The 15,920-nt window shown below is 33.0% G+C and carries 12 protein-coding genes and 1 tRNA gene; 5 read left to right on the top strand and 8 right to left on the bottom strand.

From position 1 onward, the window contains the following. Window positions 1-155: 155 nt before the first annotated feature. Window positions 156-1,064: a permease-like cell division protein FtsX gene (locus WAF17_RS15105; protein ID WP_338761244.1), complete on the bottom strand. Its 909-nt coding sequence runs from the start codon at window positions 1,062-1,064 to the stop codon at window positions 156-158. A 346-nt stretch (window positions 1,065-1,410) separates the two neighbouring features. On the opposite strand from WAF17_RS15105, the gene guaB reads away from it, so the two are divergent. Then, the gene (gene guaB, locus WAF17_RS15110; RefSeq protein WP_338770206.1) at window positions 1,411-2,856 is read left to right on the top strand and encodes an IMP dehydrogenase; all 1,446 of its coding nucleotides are present in this window, start codon (window positions 1,411-1,413) and stop codon (window positions 2,854-2,856) included. Window positions 2,857-2,966: 110 nt separating this feature from the next. Here guaB and WAF17_RS15115 read toward each other — a convergent pair whose 3' ends face one another. The 7 genes from WAF17_RS15115 to menC all read right to left on the bottom strand — a co-directional run bounded on the left by WAF17_RS15115 (window position 2,967) and on the right by menC (window position 12,388). After that, entirely contained in the window at window positions 2,967-5,903 is a 2,937-nt protein-coding gene (locus WAF17_RS15115; protein WP_338761247.1) for a hypothetical protein, read from the bottom strand. A gap of 175 nt (window positions 5,904-6,078) precedes the next feature. Then, window positions 6,079-6,693, bottom strand: a complete 615-nt coding sequence (gene nqrE / locus WAF17_RS15120; RefSeq protein WP_338761249.1) for an NADH:ubiquinone reductase (Na(+)-transporting) subunit E — start codon at window positions 6,691-6,693, stop codon at window positions 6,079-6,081. A gap of 53 nt (window positions 6,694-6,746) precedes the next feature. Further along, window positions 6,747-7,454 carry an NADH:ubiquinone reductase (Na(+)-transporting) subunit D gene (locus WAF17_RS15125; RefSeq protein WP_338761251.1) on the bottom strand — a complete coding sequence of 236 codons (708 nt, stop codon included), beginning with the start codon at window positions 7,452-7,454 and terminating at the stop codon, window positions 6,747-6,749. Between the two features lie 95 nt (window positions 7,455-7,549). Further along, window positions 7,550-8,344 carry an NADH:ubiquinone reductase (Na(+)-transporting) subunit C gene (gene nqrC, locus WAF17_RS15130; protein WP_338761253.1) on the bottom strand — a complete coding sequence of 265 codons (795 nt, stop codon included), beginning with the start codon at window positions 8,342-8,344 and terminating at the stop codon, window positions 7,550-7,552. Continuing rightward, window positions 8,337-9,539 carry an NADH:ubiquinone reductase (Na(+)-transporting) subunit B gene (locus WAF17_RS15135; protein WP_338761255.1) on the bottom strand — a complete coding sequence of 401 codons (1,203 nt, stop codon included), beginning with the start codon at window positions 9,537-9,539 and terminating at the stop codon, window positions 8,337-8,339. Before WAF17_RS15135 ends, nqrC begins: the two co-directional genes overlap by 8 nt. Before the next feature lie 126 nt (window positions 9,540-9,665). Further along, window positions 9,666-11,030 (bottom strand): Na(+)-translocating NADH-quinone reductase subunit A, encoded by a 1,365-nt coding sequence (locus tag WAF17_RS15140; RefSeq protein ID WP_338761258.1) that lies wholly within the window; start codon window positions 11,028-11,030, stop codon window positions 9,666-9,668. Window positions 11,031-11,341: 311 nt separating this feature from the next. After that, window positions 11,342-12,388: an o-succinylbenzoate synthase gene (menC, locus tag WAF17_RS15145; protein ID WP_338761261.1), complete on the bottom strand. Its 1,047-nt coding sequence runs from the start codon at window positions 12,386-12,388 to the stop codon at window positions 11,342-11,344. Between the two features lie 335 nt (window positions 12,389-12,723). On the opposite strand from menC, the gene WAF17_RS15150 reads away from it, so the two are divergent. The 4 genes from WAF17_RS15150 (at window position 12,724) to WAF17_RS15165 (ending at window position 15,836) form a co-directional block, all read left to right on the top strand. Next, complete coding sequence (locus WAF17_RS15150; protein WP_338761264.1) at window positions 12,724-13,068, top strand: HepT-like ribonuclease domain-containing protein; 345 nt, start codon at window positions 12,724-12,726, stop codon at window positions 13,066-13,068. Window positions 13,069-13,403: 335 nt separating this feature from the next. After that, window positions 13,404-13,477 (top strand) — tRNA-Asn (locus tag WAF17_RS15155). 165 nt (window positions 13,478-13,642) lie between these two features. Beyond that, complete coding sequence (locus tag WAF17_RS15160) at window positions 13,643-14,092, top strand: DUF4174 domain-containing protein (RefSeq protein ID WP_338761266.1); 450 nt, start codon at window positions 13,643-13,645, stop codon at window positions 14,090-14,092. A gap of 76 nt (window positions 14,093-14,168) precedes the next feature. Continuing rightward, entirely contained in the window at window positions 14,169-15,836 is a 1,668-nt protein-coding gene (locus tag WAF17_RS15165; RefSeq protein ID WP_338761268.1) for a gliding motility-associated C-terminal domain-containing protein, read from the top strand. Window positions 15,837-15,920 lie beyond the last annotated feature (84 nt).

Genomic DNA, 15,920 nt, shown 5'->3' on the forward strand with positions numbered 1-15,920 from the left:
CTCTTGAAAGGACAACTACAAGATAGATAAATAAAAGAAAATTCTGAAATAAGCTACTTTTATAATCTATTGTTCTAATTTAAACGCAAAAAAAATGATTCTAGTTGCAAATGCCTTTTTGTAGGTTTAAAAGGCTTACCTTTTACTGGATATAATTAGTACAAATCATCTAATCGCATATATAAATATTTGCTCACAGCAATATAAGCACTAATTGTATTGATACTCACACCCAAAACTAAAATAATAAAACCAAGACCAAGAATAGAACCCATATAATCAAAAGCATTGAGTTCTGGAATCCAAATTGCAAAACCTTTCGCAAGAACAAGTACCAAAACATAAGCGATAAGCCCACCAATAATTCCGTGAATAAGCGCACGACGAAGAAATGGTTTTTTGATAAAGAATGGAGTTGCCCCGACAAGTTGCATACTGCGAATCAGAAAACGCTGTGAAAAAAGAGCAAGACGAACACCACTATCGATTAGAATAATGGCAGCAATAAAAAAGATGACAGCAAAAGCAAAGAAAATATAACTAATCGTTTGAAGATTTTTAGTGATTTCCTCAATATATTTATCCTTAAAGTCTACTTCATAAACGCCTTCTATACTTTCAATTTGAGCCTTTAATAAAGCCATTTTATCTTTTTGATAATAAGATTCTTCTACATTGATATAATAAGCATCAGGCAAACGGTTTTCTCCTACCAAAAATTCTTCAAATTCTACACCTGCTTCTTGTCGCATCATTTTGGCTGCTTCTTCACTTGCCATAAAACGAATACGAGGTTTTCCTTGTTCATTTTTCAAGACAAAATCTAGTTGAGTGAGCTTTTTCTGAATACTCAAACGCTGATTTTCATTGACATCTCTACGCAAATACACTTCTACTTCTACATTTTGTTTTGTTCTGATAGAAAACTGATAGGTATAAATCAGAATCAAACCCAAAAGTCCAGTAATAAAAAGTGCCAACGTAATATTGACTAGCACTCCCATATATGGATAAGAGCCAATACGTTTTTTGGAAAAAGGACGGTTGATAGAAGGAAATTGCAATTCTTTGAGTGATTAATTAAATTTCAATTATTTGATTGATTAGCGTTTTACAAAAATACTAAAAAGTAATTTGTTTGTTAGAAAAAATGTAGTTTCTATTTATTCTTTTACTCTTTTAGCTGCTTTTGACTAATGAATTTTTAGCATTACTATCTTTAACAAAAAAAGAATATTTCATTCAAATACTTGTAAATCCAAATAATTCCTTAATTTTGTATGGCAAATAGAAACATTACATTATTTGCACATGTCTGAAAATTCCACAACCCAAAATGGTGCAGCTACAACTAGCCACCCAAACCTACAAAGCCAGAATATTTCTGATGCTTTTGCTTCCAAATTCTTGATGGAAGCTCTCACTTACGACGATGTATTGCTCGTTCCTGCTTATTCTGAAACACTTCCTAGAAATACGCAAACCAAAACTAAGCTCACTAAGAAAATCACATTGAATGTTCCGATTGTTTCGGCTGCAATGGATACGGTTAGTGAAGCTGAAATGGCGATTGCTATTGCTCAAGAAGGTGGAATTGCTTTTATTCATAAAAATATGAGTATTACACGCCAAGCCGAACAGGTAAGAAAAGTAAAACGCTCTGAAAGTGGAATGATAACCGACCCAGTAACTGTTTTTCCTACTCAAACACTTGCAGATGCAAACCGATTGATGAAAGAGTTCAAAATTGGAGGTATTCCTGTTGTTGATGAAAATAAAAAATTAGTTGGAATCCTTACAAATAGAGATTTGCGCTTTCAAAAAGACCTTTCTCTTCCTGTTTCGGATATCATGACTTCTGAAAATCTCATTACAGCAAAGGAAGGCGTTGATTTAGCACAAGCAGAATCTATTTTAGATGCCAATAAGATAGAAAAGTTATTAATCATTGATGATGAAAATAATCTTGTAGGTCTGATTACTTACAAGGATATTCTCAAAAACAGTGACCGTCCGAATGCCTGTAAAGATGAGCGTGGTCGTTTGCGTGTTGGTGCTGCTGTTGGAGTTACTGGTGATACACTAGAAAGAGTGGCTGCACTTGTAAAGTCTGAGGTTGATGTAATTACGATTGATACAGCTCACGGACACTCAAAAGGTGTTATTGATATGCTAAAGAAAGTAAAATCTACTTATCCAAAGCTTCAAGTTATTGTAGGAAATGTAGCTACTGGTGTAGCAGCAAAAGCTCTAGCTGATGCAGGTGCAGATGCCGTAAAAGTTGGTGTAGGGCCTGGAAGTATTTGTACGACGAGAATTATTGCAGGTGTAGGAATGCCACAACTGTCAGCCGTTTTTGAAGCTGCACAAGCTGTAAAAGGAACAGGAGTTCCAGTTATTGCAGATGGAGGTGTTCGTTTTTCGGGAGATTTAGTCAAAGCAATTGCAGCAGGTGCATCTTGTATTATGATAGGTTCGCTTTTGGCAGGAACAGACGAAGCTCCAGGGGAAATGATAATTTATGAAGGAAGAAAGTTCAAATATTATCGTGGAATGGGTTCAATTGAGGCAATGGAAGAAGGCTCAAAAGACCGTTATTTCCAAGATACAGAAGATGATATTAAAAAACTTGTGCCAGAAGGAATTACTGGAAGAGTCGCCTACAAAGGAAAAGCTGCCGAAGTAATTTATCAACTTGTTGGAGGACTAAAAGCAGGAATGGGCTATTGTGGTGCAGCTTCAATTGAAGACTTGCAAAAAGCACAGTTTGTCAAAATTACAAATGCAGGAATGAGAGAAAGTCATCCACACGATGTAATGATAACTCGTGAAGCTCCGAATTATAGTAGAAATTAATAATTGATGTAAGAAAAATAAAGCCATTATAATTCTAGTCAAATAGTTTTATAATGGCTTTTTTCTTTTTAGAAAGGTTAGTTTTTTATAATCTTTTACTTGATTTTTATCTACCTACCAAACACCAATTTCTGACATTCTTTATTAAGCGTCCTGTAAAGCGTAAAAAGACTTGTTTGCTCTGAGTAAAAAAGTGCAACAGTAGTATTACTTTTTATTGGTTTGCCTCCTAACATTGTTCCGTTGGTATAATAAAGATAGGTTTTTTGGGTGTGCATATCCGTAACAGCAATGACTTCTATACTTGCTCCAAAATTAAAATATTGAATGAGTTTTGTGCCTTCATTATCATAAGTTTTTGAAAATAAAAGTTCTTCTTCCGAAGAGTAAAGCGTTAGTTTTTTGCTGTCCTGTCTTGCAATAATAAAGTTTTGCTCACGCTGTTTGTCAGCTGCAAGTGTAAAAATTGCACCTTGCTCTCCTTTTTCAAAAAACTTTCTATCTATTATTTTTCCTTCTAAATTAAAACGAATTAGTTCTCCTGCTTCGGTAAGCATACTTATTTCTGTTGAGGAAAGTGTATTTCCATAATCAACATGAAAATCATTTGTAATATCTGAATTGAAATTAAGAGGAAAATTAGAATAACTTTGAGAGTTTCGTTTTAATAAATTGACAATTCCATTTTGCTCAATGGCAATCATTGCATCTCTACTTCCTGCTCTTACGTGTTCTAAAGGTGCAGAGAGAGCCATTCCAACTTTACGAGGTTGCCAACCAGGGAGACTTTTTCCTGTTTTATCATACAAATAAACATTACCTTGGCTTGTTGCTACTCCAATTCTATAATTTTTAGAGTTGTCATAATCAATGACAGAAAGATGCGTAATAAAAGTGCTTTCTGGAAACCAAATCGGAAAGTCAGAAACGGCTCTGCCCAAACGGTCAATCAAATAAACCTTTGTAGGTGTGGCAATCAAATACTGTAATTTTCCATTTTTATAAGCATCAATTTGATATACTTGTGGTCGCATTGTACCGTTTAGATAATAATTCCAAAGGATTTTTCCGTCTTTAGAAATCAAGTACAACATATCTTTCTCATCTTGAACCAAAACTTCCCAGCTTCTATCCAAATGATTTCTTACTAAATAAGGAGGGCTTTCTAACTTGCTTTTAAAAACAGTTTTGGCTTCTTCTTTTTTGCTTTGTGCTACTAATTCAGCCGTTTTTTGTTGTTGGAAAATAAGTGAACTTGCAAAACGTTTTTCCTCTCCTTCTGCTTGCCACGCCAAAAATTCTACCTTTAAAAGATTGTATTTATAAGCTTCAAGAGTCGTTTGCCATTCAGGCGAGACATTTGCCATCAGCCAATTCCAAGAGCGAGGCAAATCTACGATTACACTAACTGTTGAGCGAGTTCCTATTTGCTCAAAAAACTTTCTTTGTCTTACTAATTTTCCCCAAACACGTTCATTTTTATAATCATCAATCAACGTTTGAATAGCTTGAAAACTACTTCCAATTACAATATACTTACTTTCCAAAACGGTATAATATGACTGTGAAAACCCACTAAAACCTTCTCCAAACATTTTTAGAGGAAAATCAGCCACTTCGATGCGTGTAATTGGTAATTCTTCGTAAATCTCTCTCAGAGGTTTGGTCTCTGATTTATCTTCATTTTTTACTTCTATGCGTGAATTTTCGGCAAGTTGATTTAATAATGCAATCGCTTTTTGTTCGTACTTTTCAGTTTGTCCATCTTCAGTTTTTATTTTTAAGAATGCCAGTTTTTCTGGCTTCTTTCTATTTTCTGGCATTTCCAAAACAGCAACAGCAATTTCATTTCCAATAGTATTCAGAAAACGAGTAGGCGAAAAGCTATAATAATCTATGAGTGATTCTCTTTGTTCTATCTGTTTTGGTAGATATTCTTTTCTATAATTATCTAAATCACTAAAGTATTTTTGAGGCTCAGAAAGTCCAATTCTATATAAAAGAGCTGTTTCTTGTGGTACGAACTGTTGTAAGTCGATAAAATCAATTGCTTTTTGTCCTTCCAAAATAGATAAATAATCTCGGTTTGCTCCCTCTTCTTGTGTAAGAAGATAGCCATTTAACAAAAGTAAATGTTCTTTCAATGAAACATCAAGCATTGCTGATTTTGCCCAGTTTTCGAAGCTGGAAAGCAAAGCTGTATTTTCTTCTTCTGTAAAGAGAGAAAATAGTTTTGGAATCTGTGAAGCCGAAAGGTAAAGGTTTGCATCATCATCTTCTATTTTTGTGAGTTTTAGAAGGTCTTGATTTTCTTTAAAAAATGGAGTTTCTTCATTCATTGCTATTTTACGTACAGCATCTTCTACCAAAAAAGGCGTATAACTTCCTATAAAAAAGTTTTTATAAATAACGTATGTGAAAATTACACTTTCAGTCTGATTTTGTCTGTTTGAGTTTTTTCGTGCTTCTACATTTCCATTCTCATCTGTTTTTTCATATTCATATTTTAATTCATGAACCGTAATGTCGTTGTATAAGCGTTCGGAATGTGTAAAAGGAATATCTTTTTTTAATTTTTTGGTAAGACTATTTATAATTCTTGACTGTAAAGACATCGGAACAAAGAACATAATATCAGCACTTGTACGAGAAGTTTGGTGCAACGAAACGTATATTTTTCGCCCTTTCAAATAATTCATAATATTTAAAGAATCTCTACCCACCGAATCCAATACGGTTTTACGAGAATGATAAGCCTGTAAGTAAGGTAAGTTTTTGAAGGGTTGCCAAAAAGGAAGCGAATCAATTTTTTCTCTCATTCGCTGTGCTTCTGTCGTTTCCAAAACCAAAATAGCATCATTAGGTACAAGTTCCCAAACGGAGGCTTCTCTATTGTTATCCCAAACAAAAAAAGCAACTGCAAAAACAAGTAAAACACCCAAAAGACTAGTAACTCCGACTGTATATCTTTCTTTTTGAGAGCGACTTTCCCATTGGTTTTCTAACCATACACGAAAACGTAAAAAACGCATTTTCCATCTTATCATATAAACTATCATTTAGTAACTGATATACTCTGACACTCTAGTGTCAGCTACAGTAATTCTTAAACAAAAAAACTACTTTCTTTTATCAAAAGAAAGTAGTTTTAAGTATTTTATAAAAATAGCATATTAAATTGTTTATCACAATCTAATTTCCTTTTATTTTTCTGAAATATCTTTACAGTGTAATCCCCATAAAAGACATAAAAGCAAGTCCCATAAGTCCTGTAATAATAAATGTAATACCAAGACCACGCAAAGGTGCAGGAACATTTGAGTATCTCATTTTCTCACGAATGGCAGCAAGAGCAATAATAGCAATCCACCAACCTACACCAGAACCGATACCATAAACAACAGACTGCCCAAGGTCATATTCTTTCTGAACCATAAAGAGTGAACCACCCAAAATAGCACAGTTTACGGCAATAAGTGGAAGGAAAATTCCCAAAGCACCATACAAAGCAGGAGAAAAACGCTCAATAATCATTTCTACAAGCTGTACGATAGAAGCAATTACTGCAATAAAGGTAATGAATTGTAAGAAAGTCAAATCTACTTTTGCAAACTCATCTCCCAAAAGTGGAGCTAAAGCACCTTCTGCAAGAAGTTTAGATTGAATCAAATAATTGACAGGACAAGTAACAGCCAAAACAAAAATTACAGCAAGTCCAAGTCCCATAGCTGTTGATACTTTCTTAGAAACTGCCAAATAAGAACACATTCCTAGAAAGTAAGCAAAGACCATGTTTTCGATAAAAACCGAACGAATAAATATATTTATGTAATCCATTTTTTTAAATGAAGTTATGTAGTTGTATTTTGATTAAAATTTAAAAGAATAAATTAATGGTCTTCTACATAACCATTGAAATAACGTTGTATCCAAATAATGACACCAATGACGATAAACGCACCAACTGGGTTTGTCATAAGTCCGTTATTAGGCAAACTTAAACTTGTACCTAATATTCCATTGATAAAATCAGTTATAGGAACTATAATCGGAATATCTAAGAGCGTTCCAGAGCCAAATAACTCTCTAAAGAAAGCCACTACTAATATTACCCAAGCATAACCAATACCACTACCAAAACCATCAAGTAAAGAATCGTAAGGCTTATTACCCATTGCAAAGGCTTCTAAACGTCCCATGATGATACAGTTGGTAATAATAAGACCCACATAAACCCCCACAATTTTGGCAAGGTCATAAAAGTAAGCTCTCAAAACTTGATCTACCAAAATTACAAGCATCGCTACAATACCAAGTTGAACAATGATACGAATACGTCCTGGAATTACATTACGTAAAAGCGATACAATTACGTTTGCCCCAATAATTACGACCATTACGGCTATTGCCATAACAAGTGTAGGAGCAATTTTGGCAGTAACGGCAAGTGCCGAGCAAATTCCCAAAACTTGTACTGTAATCGGGTTAGAGTCATCTAATGGGTCTGCTACCAAACGACGACGACGTTTTGAGAATAAATCTTCCGATTTTTTCTTAACTACGGTCGCTTCCATAGATGTAGCTGTTTCTGTTGCCATAGAGTTGTGTATTTTAATTTATTGAAAGATTCAATAAATATTTTAGTATTTGATTTTAAAGCTAATTTCTGTTTTTTTTAATGTATCTGTCTAACTTACTTAGCTAAAGCTACATTTTCAAGAGTAGTTGTATTGTTAGCAGAAGATTTTTTTACTTTTTGAATATAGTTTTCATACAAAGCAAAATACTTATCTAACATATCGTTTACACCACGAGCTGTAATAGTTGCTCCAGAAAGACCATCTACTTCGTGTTCTGTAAGCGCACCTGGTTCTACATTTCCCTCTCCTTTTATCATTTCGATAGAAGCGAGTTCTCCTTTAGCATTATAAATAGCTTTTCCTTTATAACGATTTTCAACCTCTGTATCAGCTATACGTGCGCCCAGTCCAGGAGTTTCTCCTTGATGATCAAAGACTGCACCTTTCACAGTTTTCATATCAGGTTCTAAAGCTATATAACCCCAAATATTATCCCAAAGACCATTTCCATAAACAGGAAGAATATAGGCTGTTACTTTACCAGCATCGTCTTTAAATTTAAAAACAGGAAGTATTTTTTCACTCTTCTCCTTCTTTTTAAATTCTTTACGAATGCTTACTTTCTCAGGAATGATTGGCTCATTGCCTTTCATTTTTTTCTCATCTCCATTTACATCTACTGCAATCGATTCGATGTGTTTGGCATAATAAGCATTTACTTCTTCGCCTGTTTCTCCTACTTCGGAAAGTGGTACAATAGCACTCAAAATTTGCTTTTGAGTGTCTAATTCTACGGCTTGTTTTTGAGCTTCTTTTGTAAACTCTTTTACAAGACCCAATACGACAGCAATGACAAGTATCATTGCTATCGAAAATGTTAGTATATATGCGTTTGATTCTTTAGACATGGATTCTTTTTAATCTACGGTTTTTATTAGCATTAATTACATAAAAATCTATCAGAGGGGCAAATACATTCATAAGAAGTATCGCAAGCATAATTCCCTCTGGATAAGCAGGATTAAATACACGGATAAGAACTGTAAGAAGTCCTATAAAAAATCCATATATCCATTTTCCTGTTTCAGTTTGTGCAGCTGATACTGGGTCTGTTGCCATAAAGACAATTCCGAAAGCAAAACCACCCATAATCAAGTGATAATGAGGCATCATTTGCATAAAAGGAGTAGAACCTGCAAGGTGAAAGATAAGCCCCATTACTAAAGCTCCTACTACACCACTTACCATAATTTTCCAACTTGCTACACCAGCAACAACTAAAATAATTGCTCCTAAAAGAGCCATAACAGCAGATGTTTCTCCAATAGAACCTGGGATAGCACCGATAAGCATATTATTAAAACTAAATAAGCTTTCTGCACCTGCCCAAGAAGTAGTTGCACCATCTAAGGCTGCAGTTACTGTTCCTGCTTTTGCTTCTGCTGCAATAGATAAAGCTGTTGCACCAGTATAACCATCAACAGCAGCTTTATCTCCTAGATACGTCCAAACTGTACCAGAAATATTAGTTGGATAAGCAAAATAAAGAAAAGCACGAGCTGTAAGGGCTACATTAAGAATATTCATTCCTGTTCCTCCAAAGGCTTCTTTTGCAATAATTACTGCAAAAATAGTCGCCAAAGCAACTTGCCAAAGTGGAATATCTGGTGGCATAGTCAGAGGAATAAGCATTCCTGTAACTAAAAAGCCTTCATTAATAGGGTGCTTTCTGATAATAGCAAAAATAACTTCGACAATACCACCAGCCGTGTAAGAAACAATTACGATAGGCAATACTTGAATAGTACCTACTATAATTATATCTAAAAGAGCAGCATCAGGATTTCCTGTTGCTAAGAAATGTTGATAACCCACATTCCAAATACCAAATAAAAGAGCAGGAACCATAGCGATAACTACTGTCATCATCATACGTTTCAAGTCAATAGCATCACGAATGTGTGCGCCCTTGGCAGGAGTTGTAGTAGAGGGGGTAAAAGCAAACGACTCACCTGCTTCAAAAAGGTAGTAAAACTTTTCTAGTTTTCCTCCTTTTTCAAACATTGGCTTTTGCTTTTCTAAAATATCATGTAAGAACTTCATACTTACGGATTTATAAGATATAAATTAACCAAATTGATTTTATTTTTAATTGGTCTGAAAGTTATTTTACTATTGAAAATACTACTTCAAACTCTATATATTTGAGCGATTAAAGCGTTACTATTTCTAGCCTTCACGTAAGAGCTCAATTCCCTGACGAACTATATTTTGAATACGATGTTTCGAAACATCTACAAATTCACAAAGTGCAACATCTTCTTCGATGACTTCATAAATACCTAGACTTTCCATTCCATCATAATCTTCTGCCATAATAGATTTTACGAGCTGTAAAGGAAGAATATCCATTGGAACTACTTGCTCCATTACACCTGTTTCTACAAAAGCTCTTTCTTCCCCATTCAAACTTGTGTCAATGACACGTTCTTTTTTGGGATTAAGAAAAGACAAAAGACCCAAAGCACGATGGAAACTCAAACGAGAAGTAGGAGCAAGCCAACCGTCACTCAAGAAAAAGCGAGGTTTATCACCTTCTGGTAAAACAGTAACTAGATTATCATAAAAGCCAACATAACTATCTTTTTCAATAGCTGTTCCTGTCAAAATATTTCCAGAAATTACTCGTACATGGTCTTGTTTTAGGTTATTCTTTAAGAATTTGCTTACACTAGCACCAATATACGTTTCATAATATTGTGGAGTAGTTACTTCCGAACCCACAATTGCAATTTTCTTAGAAGCATCATAACGACCTTCTAAAAACAGTTTTCCTATCTGAATTACTCCATAAGGATGGATTGTCCAAACTACTTCGCCTCTATTAATAGGCTCAATATGATGAATCTGCACACCTACATTTCCTGCTGGATGAGGTCCTGAAATAGTATGTTGCTCTACATTACGTACATTTTGGAAAATAGCTGAAACTTCAGCCTTTCCATCAGTAGTAAGATGAATCGGAACATCAACCATTTTCTTCAACGCATCAATTCCTGCTTGAAAATACTGACCATCGTTTTTGAAAAGAAAGTCATAATCAGGAGCTAAAGGGTTTGAATCAAAAGCTGATATAAAAATTGCACGAGGAGCATCTTCAGGGTTAGCAACAACACCATAAGGGCGTTGAATAATGTTTATCCAAGTACCACTTTTCAAAAGTGATTCCTTTACATCTTCTCCTTTTAGATTTGCCATATCAGATATACTATACTTCGTAAAGTTTTCGTATTCGATTTGCTTATCTGCTAAAATCTTTATTTCTAGTAGTTTTCGTTTATCTCCACGCTTTACCTCAACTACTTCGCCACTAACAGGAGAAGTATAAAGTGCCTTTTCTAATTTTTTGTCAAAGAAAAGAGGCGTTCCAGCTTTTACTACATCGCCCTCTTTTACGACTACTTTTGGACGGTGCATACCTACAAAATCGGTAGGCTTTATGGCAAATGTTTCGGACTGTTCGGCATTTCCTACTTGTAAAGCAGCTTTACCTGCAAGATTGATGTCGAATCCTTTACGAGTTTTTATGTTCATTGTGCTTGGCTAATACCTAATGATTCATCTATTTTTGACTTTTATAAATCTTTATCAAAACTCAAACAAATGCGTTTGGAAAGACCTATAAAACAATTAAAGGCAAAATTAAAAAATATATCAAGACTTTACACATATAATTTCAATTATATTCGATAAAAGTAAAGATATTTCTATAAAACGTTATTTTTCAGTAGAATAACTCTCCAACTCTCTATCATTGAAGTGAAATCATGTTGCTATCAAAGTTATTTTATGCCTTACAAATCAATGTATAAGAGATTTGTTTGAAGAAATTGTAAAAAGTGTTTTTATCTTCTACTAAAAATCTCTCCATTCTCAATTTCCAAAGAAGACTCTATATTATTATGATATAGTTTTCCTGTTCCTAATCCTTGTGGAAGTGTAGGGTTATAACCAGCTACAAACTGCGAAATGGCATTAAGCCCAATATTTGATTCTAACGCTGATGTAATCCACCAATCTATATTTCTTTTCTTACAGAGCTCTATCCATTCAGCCGTTTTTTGTAATCCTCCTAATAAAGTAGGCTTGAAAATCATAAATTGAGGGTTTATATAATCTAACATTTGTTTTTTGTCTTCTAAGTTTATCAAAGGAATCAGTTCTTCATCAAGAGCAATCGGTAAAGGTGTTGTTTCACAAAGTTTTTTCATTTCATACCATTGATTTGCTGCAATAGGCTGTTCTATGGAATGAATCTCATAATTTGATAAAATTTTCAGTTTGTCTAATGCCTTATCTGCAGCGAAAGCTCCATTTGCATCTACACGAATTGTTATTTTATTCTCATCAAAACGTTTTCTAATCGATTCTAAAAGTTTACACTCTTTTTCAAAATCTATTGCTCCGATTTTTAGTTTTATACACGAAAACCCTTGTTCTAATTTTTCTTCTAACTGATTTTTCATAAACTCAAAATCTCCCATCCAAACCAAACCATTAATAGGAATAGCTTTTTGATTCAATGAAAAATCGTTTTTATAAATAATACGTTTTCCTCCATTTTGTAAATCTAAAAAAGCAGTTTCAAAACCAAAGCGAACAGCAGGAAGAGAAGCTGGTATTATATCAAAAATATCATCAACTGAATTTATAGTATTTGTAGTTATATTTTCTATTCGTTTACAGACATCTGTAATTATATTTTCAAGGTGTGGTAAAAAATCTATACTTAATCCAGAAAGAGGGGAGATTTCTCCTGTTCCAATAACTCTGTCGTTATCTTTTTTTGATAAATAGATAAAATAAGTATCTCTTTCTGTCATTGTGCCACGAGATGTCCCAGCCAAAAAGCGAAATTTTAAACGGTGTTTTTTATAAGATGCAGAATACATTTGAAGTAAATTTAGGTTGCTAGAAGAAATGAACTGATATAGTTTGAAAAATAAACGAATTTAATACAAAATTAAAATTGCTTTTACTTAGATTCTTTAGATGAAATTACTATTTTTGATGTTAAGAGCATAAAAAAAAGAGTTTCAATGCGTGATTCTCTCAGAAGTTTTGTAATATTGAAAGGCAAATTAAGAATCTTTGTTTAAGTGAAACTATAAAGTTTTTTTCAAAGAAAAAGCATTCTTTATAACAAAATCAATAGAACCAGCTTTTCTTTGTTCTAGTTTAAAACACTTATTCCTCAATAAATAATTAACCCAATCCCAAAACCCTCATGAGTCAAAGCAAAACAGACTTAGCACGAATACAAAGTGTTTTGGAGGCTATGTATGAAATCGAAAGTTATGTAAAAGGAGCTTCTCATGAAGATTTTCTTAATAATTCCATGATGCGTACTGCGACTGTAAAACAAATGGAGATTATTGGATTGATTGTAGAAAAGGTTTCTGATGATTTGAAAGACGATTATCCACAATTGCATTGGGAGGCTATCGAAAGATTACATAAAGTATTAGTTCATGAGTATTTGGGGATTAATTTTGAACTTGTTTGGGTAACAGCTCGTAAAGAAATTCCTGTTCTGAAAAAACAATTTGAGCTTATTTTATCACAGCTTTGAACTTATTTACTAGTAAGCAGGTTTTATAGCTACAAGGCAAAAAAAAACTTTTTTTTAATAAATCATTGCTAATCAGATAAATACAGCTTTTCGAAGGTTTCAATCCGTTTTTTTGAGAAAAAAAATAGAAAAAAAATAGTCAAACTATTGTGTAGTTTAAAAAAACGTTTTACCTTTGCATCAGCAAATAAGGAAAACAAACCCTTTTTGAAAGAAAAAGATTGTTTTTGGAAAAAAAAAGTATTTGCAAAATAACCTTAATTAGTTTTGTTTTTTTTATAAAATTTGCTTACATTTGCAAAACATTATTTGAAAATAATAAAGCCAGTTTAAATTCCTTCTTAGCTCAGCTGGTTAGAGCATCTGACTGTTAATCAGAGGGTCCTTGGTTCGAGCCCAAGAGAAGGAGCAAAATCTTAACAGATTATTAACTTTTACTTTTTAGTAGTTGTGATACTTTGAGATTTTCATAATTGAAAGATAGAAAAAAGCCTTTACAGTTTTGTAAGGGCTTTTTTTATGTCAATACTTTTCTATTGTATAACAAGAATAGAAAAAGAACGTTTATAGAATTATGAAACTACCTATTTATTCCTCTATATTTATTTTATTCTTTCTTTTATTATCTTGTACATTTATGCCTACAAAAACTGATTTACTTGATAAATTTCAATGGAAAAATCGTATTTTAATTGTTTTTTCAGATACAAAAGACAATAGTCTCTTTCAAAAACAAATGCAACTTTTCTTGGAAAACAAAGAAGGTTTAGAAGAGCGTGATTTGATTGTATTTCAAGTTTTTGAAGAAATAGGAATTATGCCTAGTAATAAAACTATTTCTGATACTGAAGAACTGAAAAAACGATTTGATTTTTCCTTTGAAGAAAATAAATTTGCTGTCTTTTTGGTGGGAAAAGATGGAGGTATAAAATTAAAAGTAGAAAATAAAATTCTGACCTTAGAAAAGCTATTCGGAACTATTGATGCTATGCCTATGCGACAAGCTGAAATGGAAAGAAAGTAAGAATTAAAAATTACAAGCTTTTGAGAGCTATGATAATAGTTTCTACTATCATTTTTAATAAAAACACAAAGTTTATATGAGAGGAGTTAATTTTTTGATAAATAATAGATTAAAGAGTTTTAGGATATTCTCTGTCTTTGGTTTGATGTTATTTTATAGTTTTACTAATTCATCATTTTCTCAAATAACTACTTTTGAGTATGTCTATGGTGTGAGAGGAAATGAAGAAGCAAAAAAAGTTGTGGCTATTGAAGATGGGTACCTTATCTTAGGTACAACCACAAGTTTTGATAATAACTCAAATCTTTTTTTAATGAAAATAGATGAAAATGGTCATTTGCTTTGGACTCAAAAATATGGGAATGAGAAAAATGAAGTGGCTTGGGATATGATTAAAACAAAAGATAATAATATACTGATTTGTGCCACTACTGAAAGCTCTGCCTCTGGCAACCCTACAAATCAACAGAGTTTGTTTTTGAAAGTAGATAAAAAAGGAAATATAATTTGGCAAAAGGTATATACTCATCAATCCTATAATGTTCCGACAAGTGCTTTGCTTTTAGATAATGGTGGATTTTTGATTACTGGATATTTTGCTTTTGATATCAGTACAAATACTAGAGATGCTATGGCGATGCGTTTGTCGGAAAAAGGAGAAATTATTTGGGCAAAGTCGTATGATAGTGGTTCTGGAACGGGTGGAAATGAATATTTTTTACAAGCAAGAGCTACAAAAAATGAAAATTATTTGATTACCACACCAATAGGAAATCGAAAATATACACTTGGAGGTCTTTATGACAACGCAATTACATGTATAGATGAAAATGGAAAGCAAGTTTGGGCAAAACATTTCGGAGATATACATAATGATGCTTTTGAAGCTATTGTTCCCTCAAAAGGAAATAAATTTCTCGTAGCAGGGCATTATCGTACTTCGGCAAACAATTATAATATGAGTTTTTCATTTTTGAATCAGAGAGGAAAGTTTGAAAAAATTAATTATTTTGGAAAACAAGGTGTTGAACGTGTTTTTAGTATTGCTTCTACTAAGAAAGAAAAATATCATGTCTTAGTCGGAATGACCACTTCTTTTGGTAATGGAAACAAAGACGGATTGGCTTTAATCATTGATTCAAAAGGCAATTATATTAGTAGCCAAACTTTTGGAGGAAAAGAGGATGATATTTTGAATTGTGTTATTCCTACTAATGACAAGAGTGGATTTATTTTAGTAGGCAAAACAAAGAGTTTTGGTTTTGGTAGAGAAGATATTTATATAGTCCGAATGAATTTTGATGATAAAGAAGAAAAAATTCAAAATAGTTGTAATATAAATGAAATCCAGAACCCTCTCACACCATTAGATTTAGAGGTAAAAGATTTTTCATTTAATGAATATATTTCTTCTTTTGGCAATGGCAGTTTAATGATGCAAAATGAAATTCAATTTGATAGTAAAAATTTATGTTGTGCACAAGAATCAATAGATGAAACAAGTTTACCCAACATAATTACTCCAAATGGCGATGGCAAAAATGATTACTTAGTTTTACCTCTTCAAGAAGGCTCAAGTGCTTCATTAGTAATCTATGATAGATGGGGGAAAATGATTTTCAAATCAGAGGATTATCAAAATGATTGGAATGCAAAAAAGCTTTTAAGTGGAACATACTATGCTACCCTAACTATTTCATGTACAGGGCAGAAAATGAAATTTTGGATAGATGTAAGCAAATGAGTTTTTGGTGTATAATATAGTCAGAATTAGATAATGTTTTAGTAATTTTGTGGATTATTTATATTTTTTACTCTGCCAAACTTC

The sequence above is a fragment of the Bernardetia sp. ABR2-2B genome (assembly GCF_037126435.1).
In the GTDB taxonomy this organism is placed as follows: Bacteria; Bacteroidota; Bacteroidia; order Cytophagales; family Bernardetiaceae; genus Bernardetia.

Bases quoted from the DNA above. Each gene is read 5' to 3' on its own strand.
- guaB (WP_338770206.1), top strand. From the start codon at position 1,411: ATGGAAGCTCTCACTTACGACGATGTATTGCTCGTTCCTGCTTATTCT.
- WAF17_RS15115 (WP_338761247.1), bottom strand. From the start codon at position 5,903: ATGATAAGATGGAAAATGCGTTTTTTACGTTTTCGTGTATGGTTAGAA.
- nqrE (WP_338761249.1), bottom strand. From the start codon at position 6,693: ATGGATTACATAAATATATTTATTCGTTCGGTTTTTATCGAAAACATG.
- WAF17_RS15125 (WP_338761251.1), bottom strand. From the start codon at position 7,454: ATGGCAACAGAAACAGCTACATCTATGGAAGCGACCGTAGTTAAGAAA.
- nqrC (WP_338761253.1), bottom strand. From the start codon at position 8,344: ATGTCTAAAGAATCAAACGCATATATACTAACATTTTCGATAGCAATG.
- WAF17_RS15135 (WP_338761255.1), bottom strand. From the start codon at position 9,539: ATGAAGTTCTTACATGATATTTTAGAAAAGCAAAAGCCAATGTTTGAA.
- WAF17_RS15140 (WP_338761258.1), bottom strand. From the start codon at position 11,030: ATGAACATAAAAACTCGTAAAGGATTCGACATCAATCTTGCAGGTAAA.
- menC (WP_338761261.1), bottom strand. From the start codon at position 12,388: ATGTATTCTGCATCTTATAAAAAACACCGTTTAAAATTTCGCTTTTTG.
- WAF17_RS15150 (WP_338761264.1), top strand. From the start codon at position 12,724: ATGAGTCAAAGCAAAACAGACTTAGCACGAATACAAAGTGTTTTGGAG.
- WAF17_RS15160 (WP_338761266.1), top strand. From the start codon at position 13,643: ATGAAACTACCTATTTATTCCTCTATATTTATTTTATTCTTTCTTTTA.
- WAF17_RS15165 (WP_338761268.1), top strand. From the start codon at position 14,169: ATGAGAGGAGTTAATTTTTTGATAAATAATAGATTAAAGAGTTTTAGG.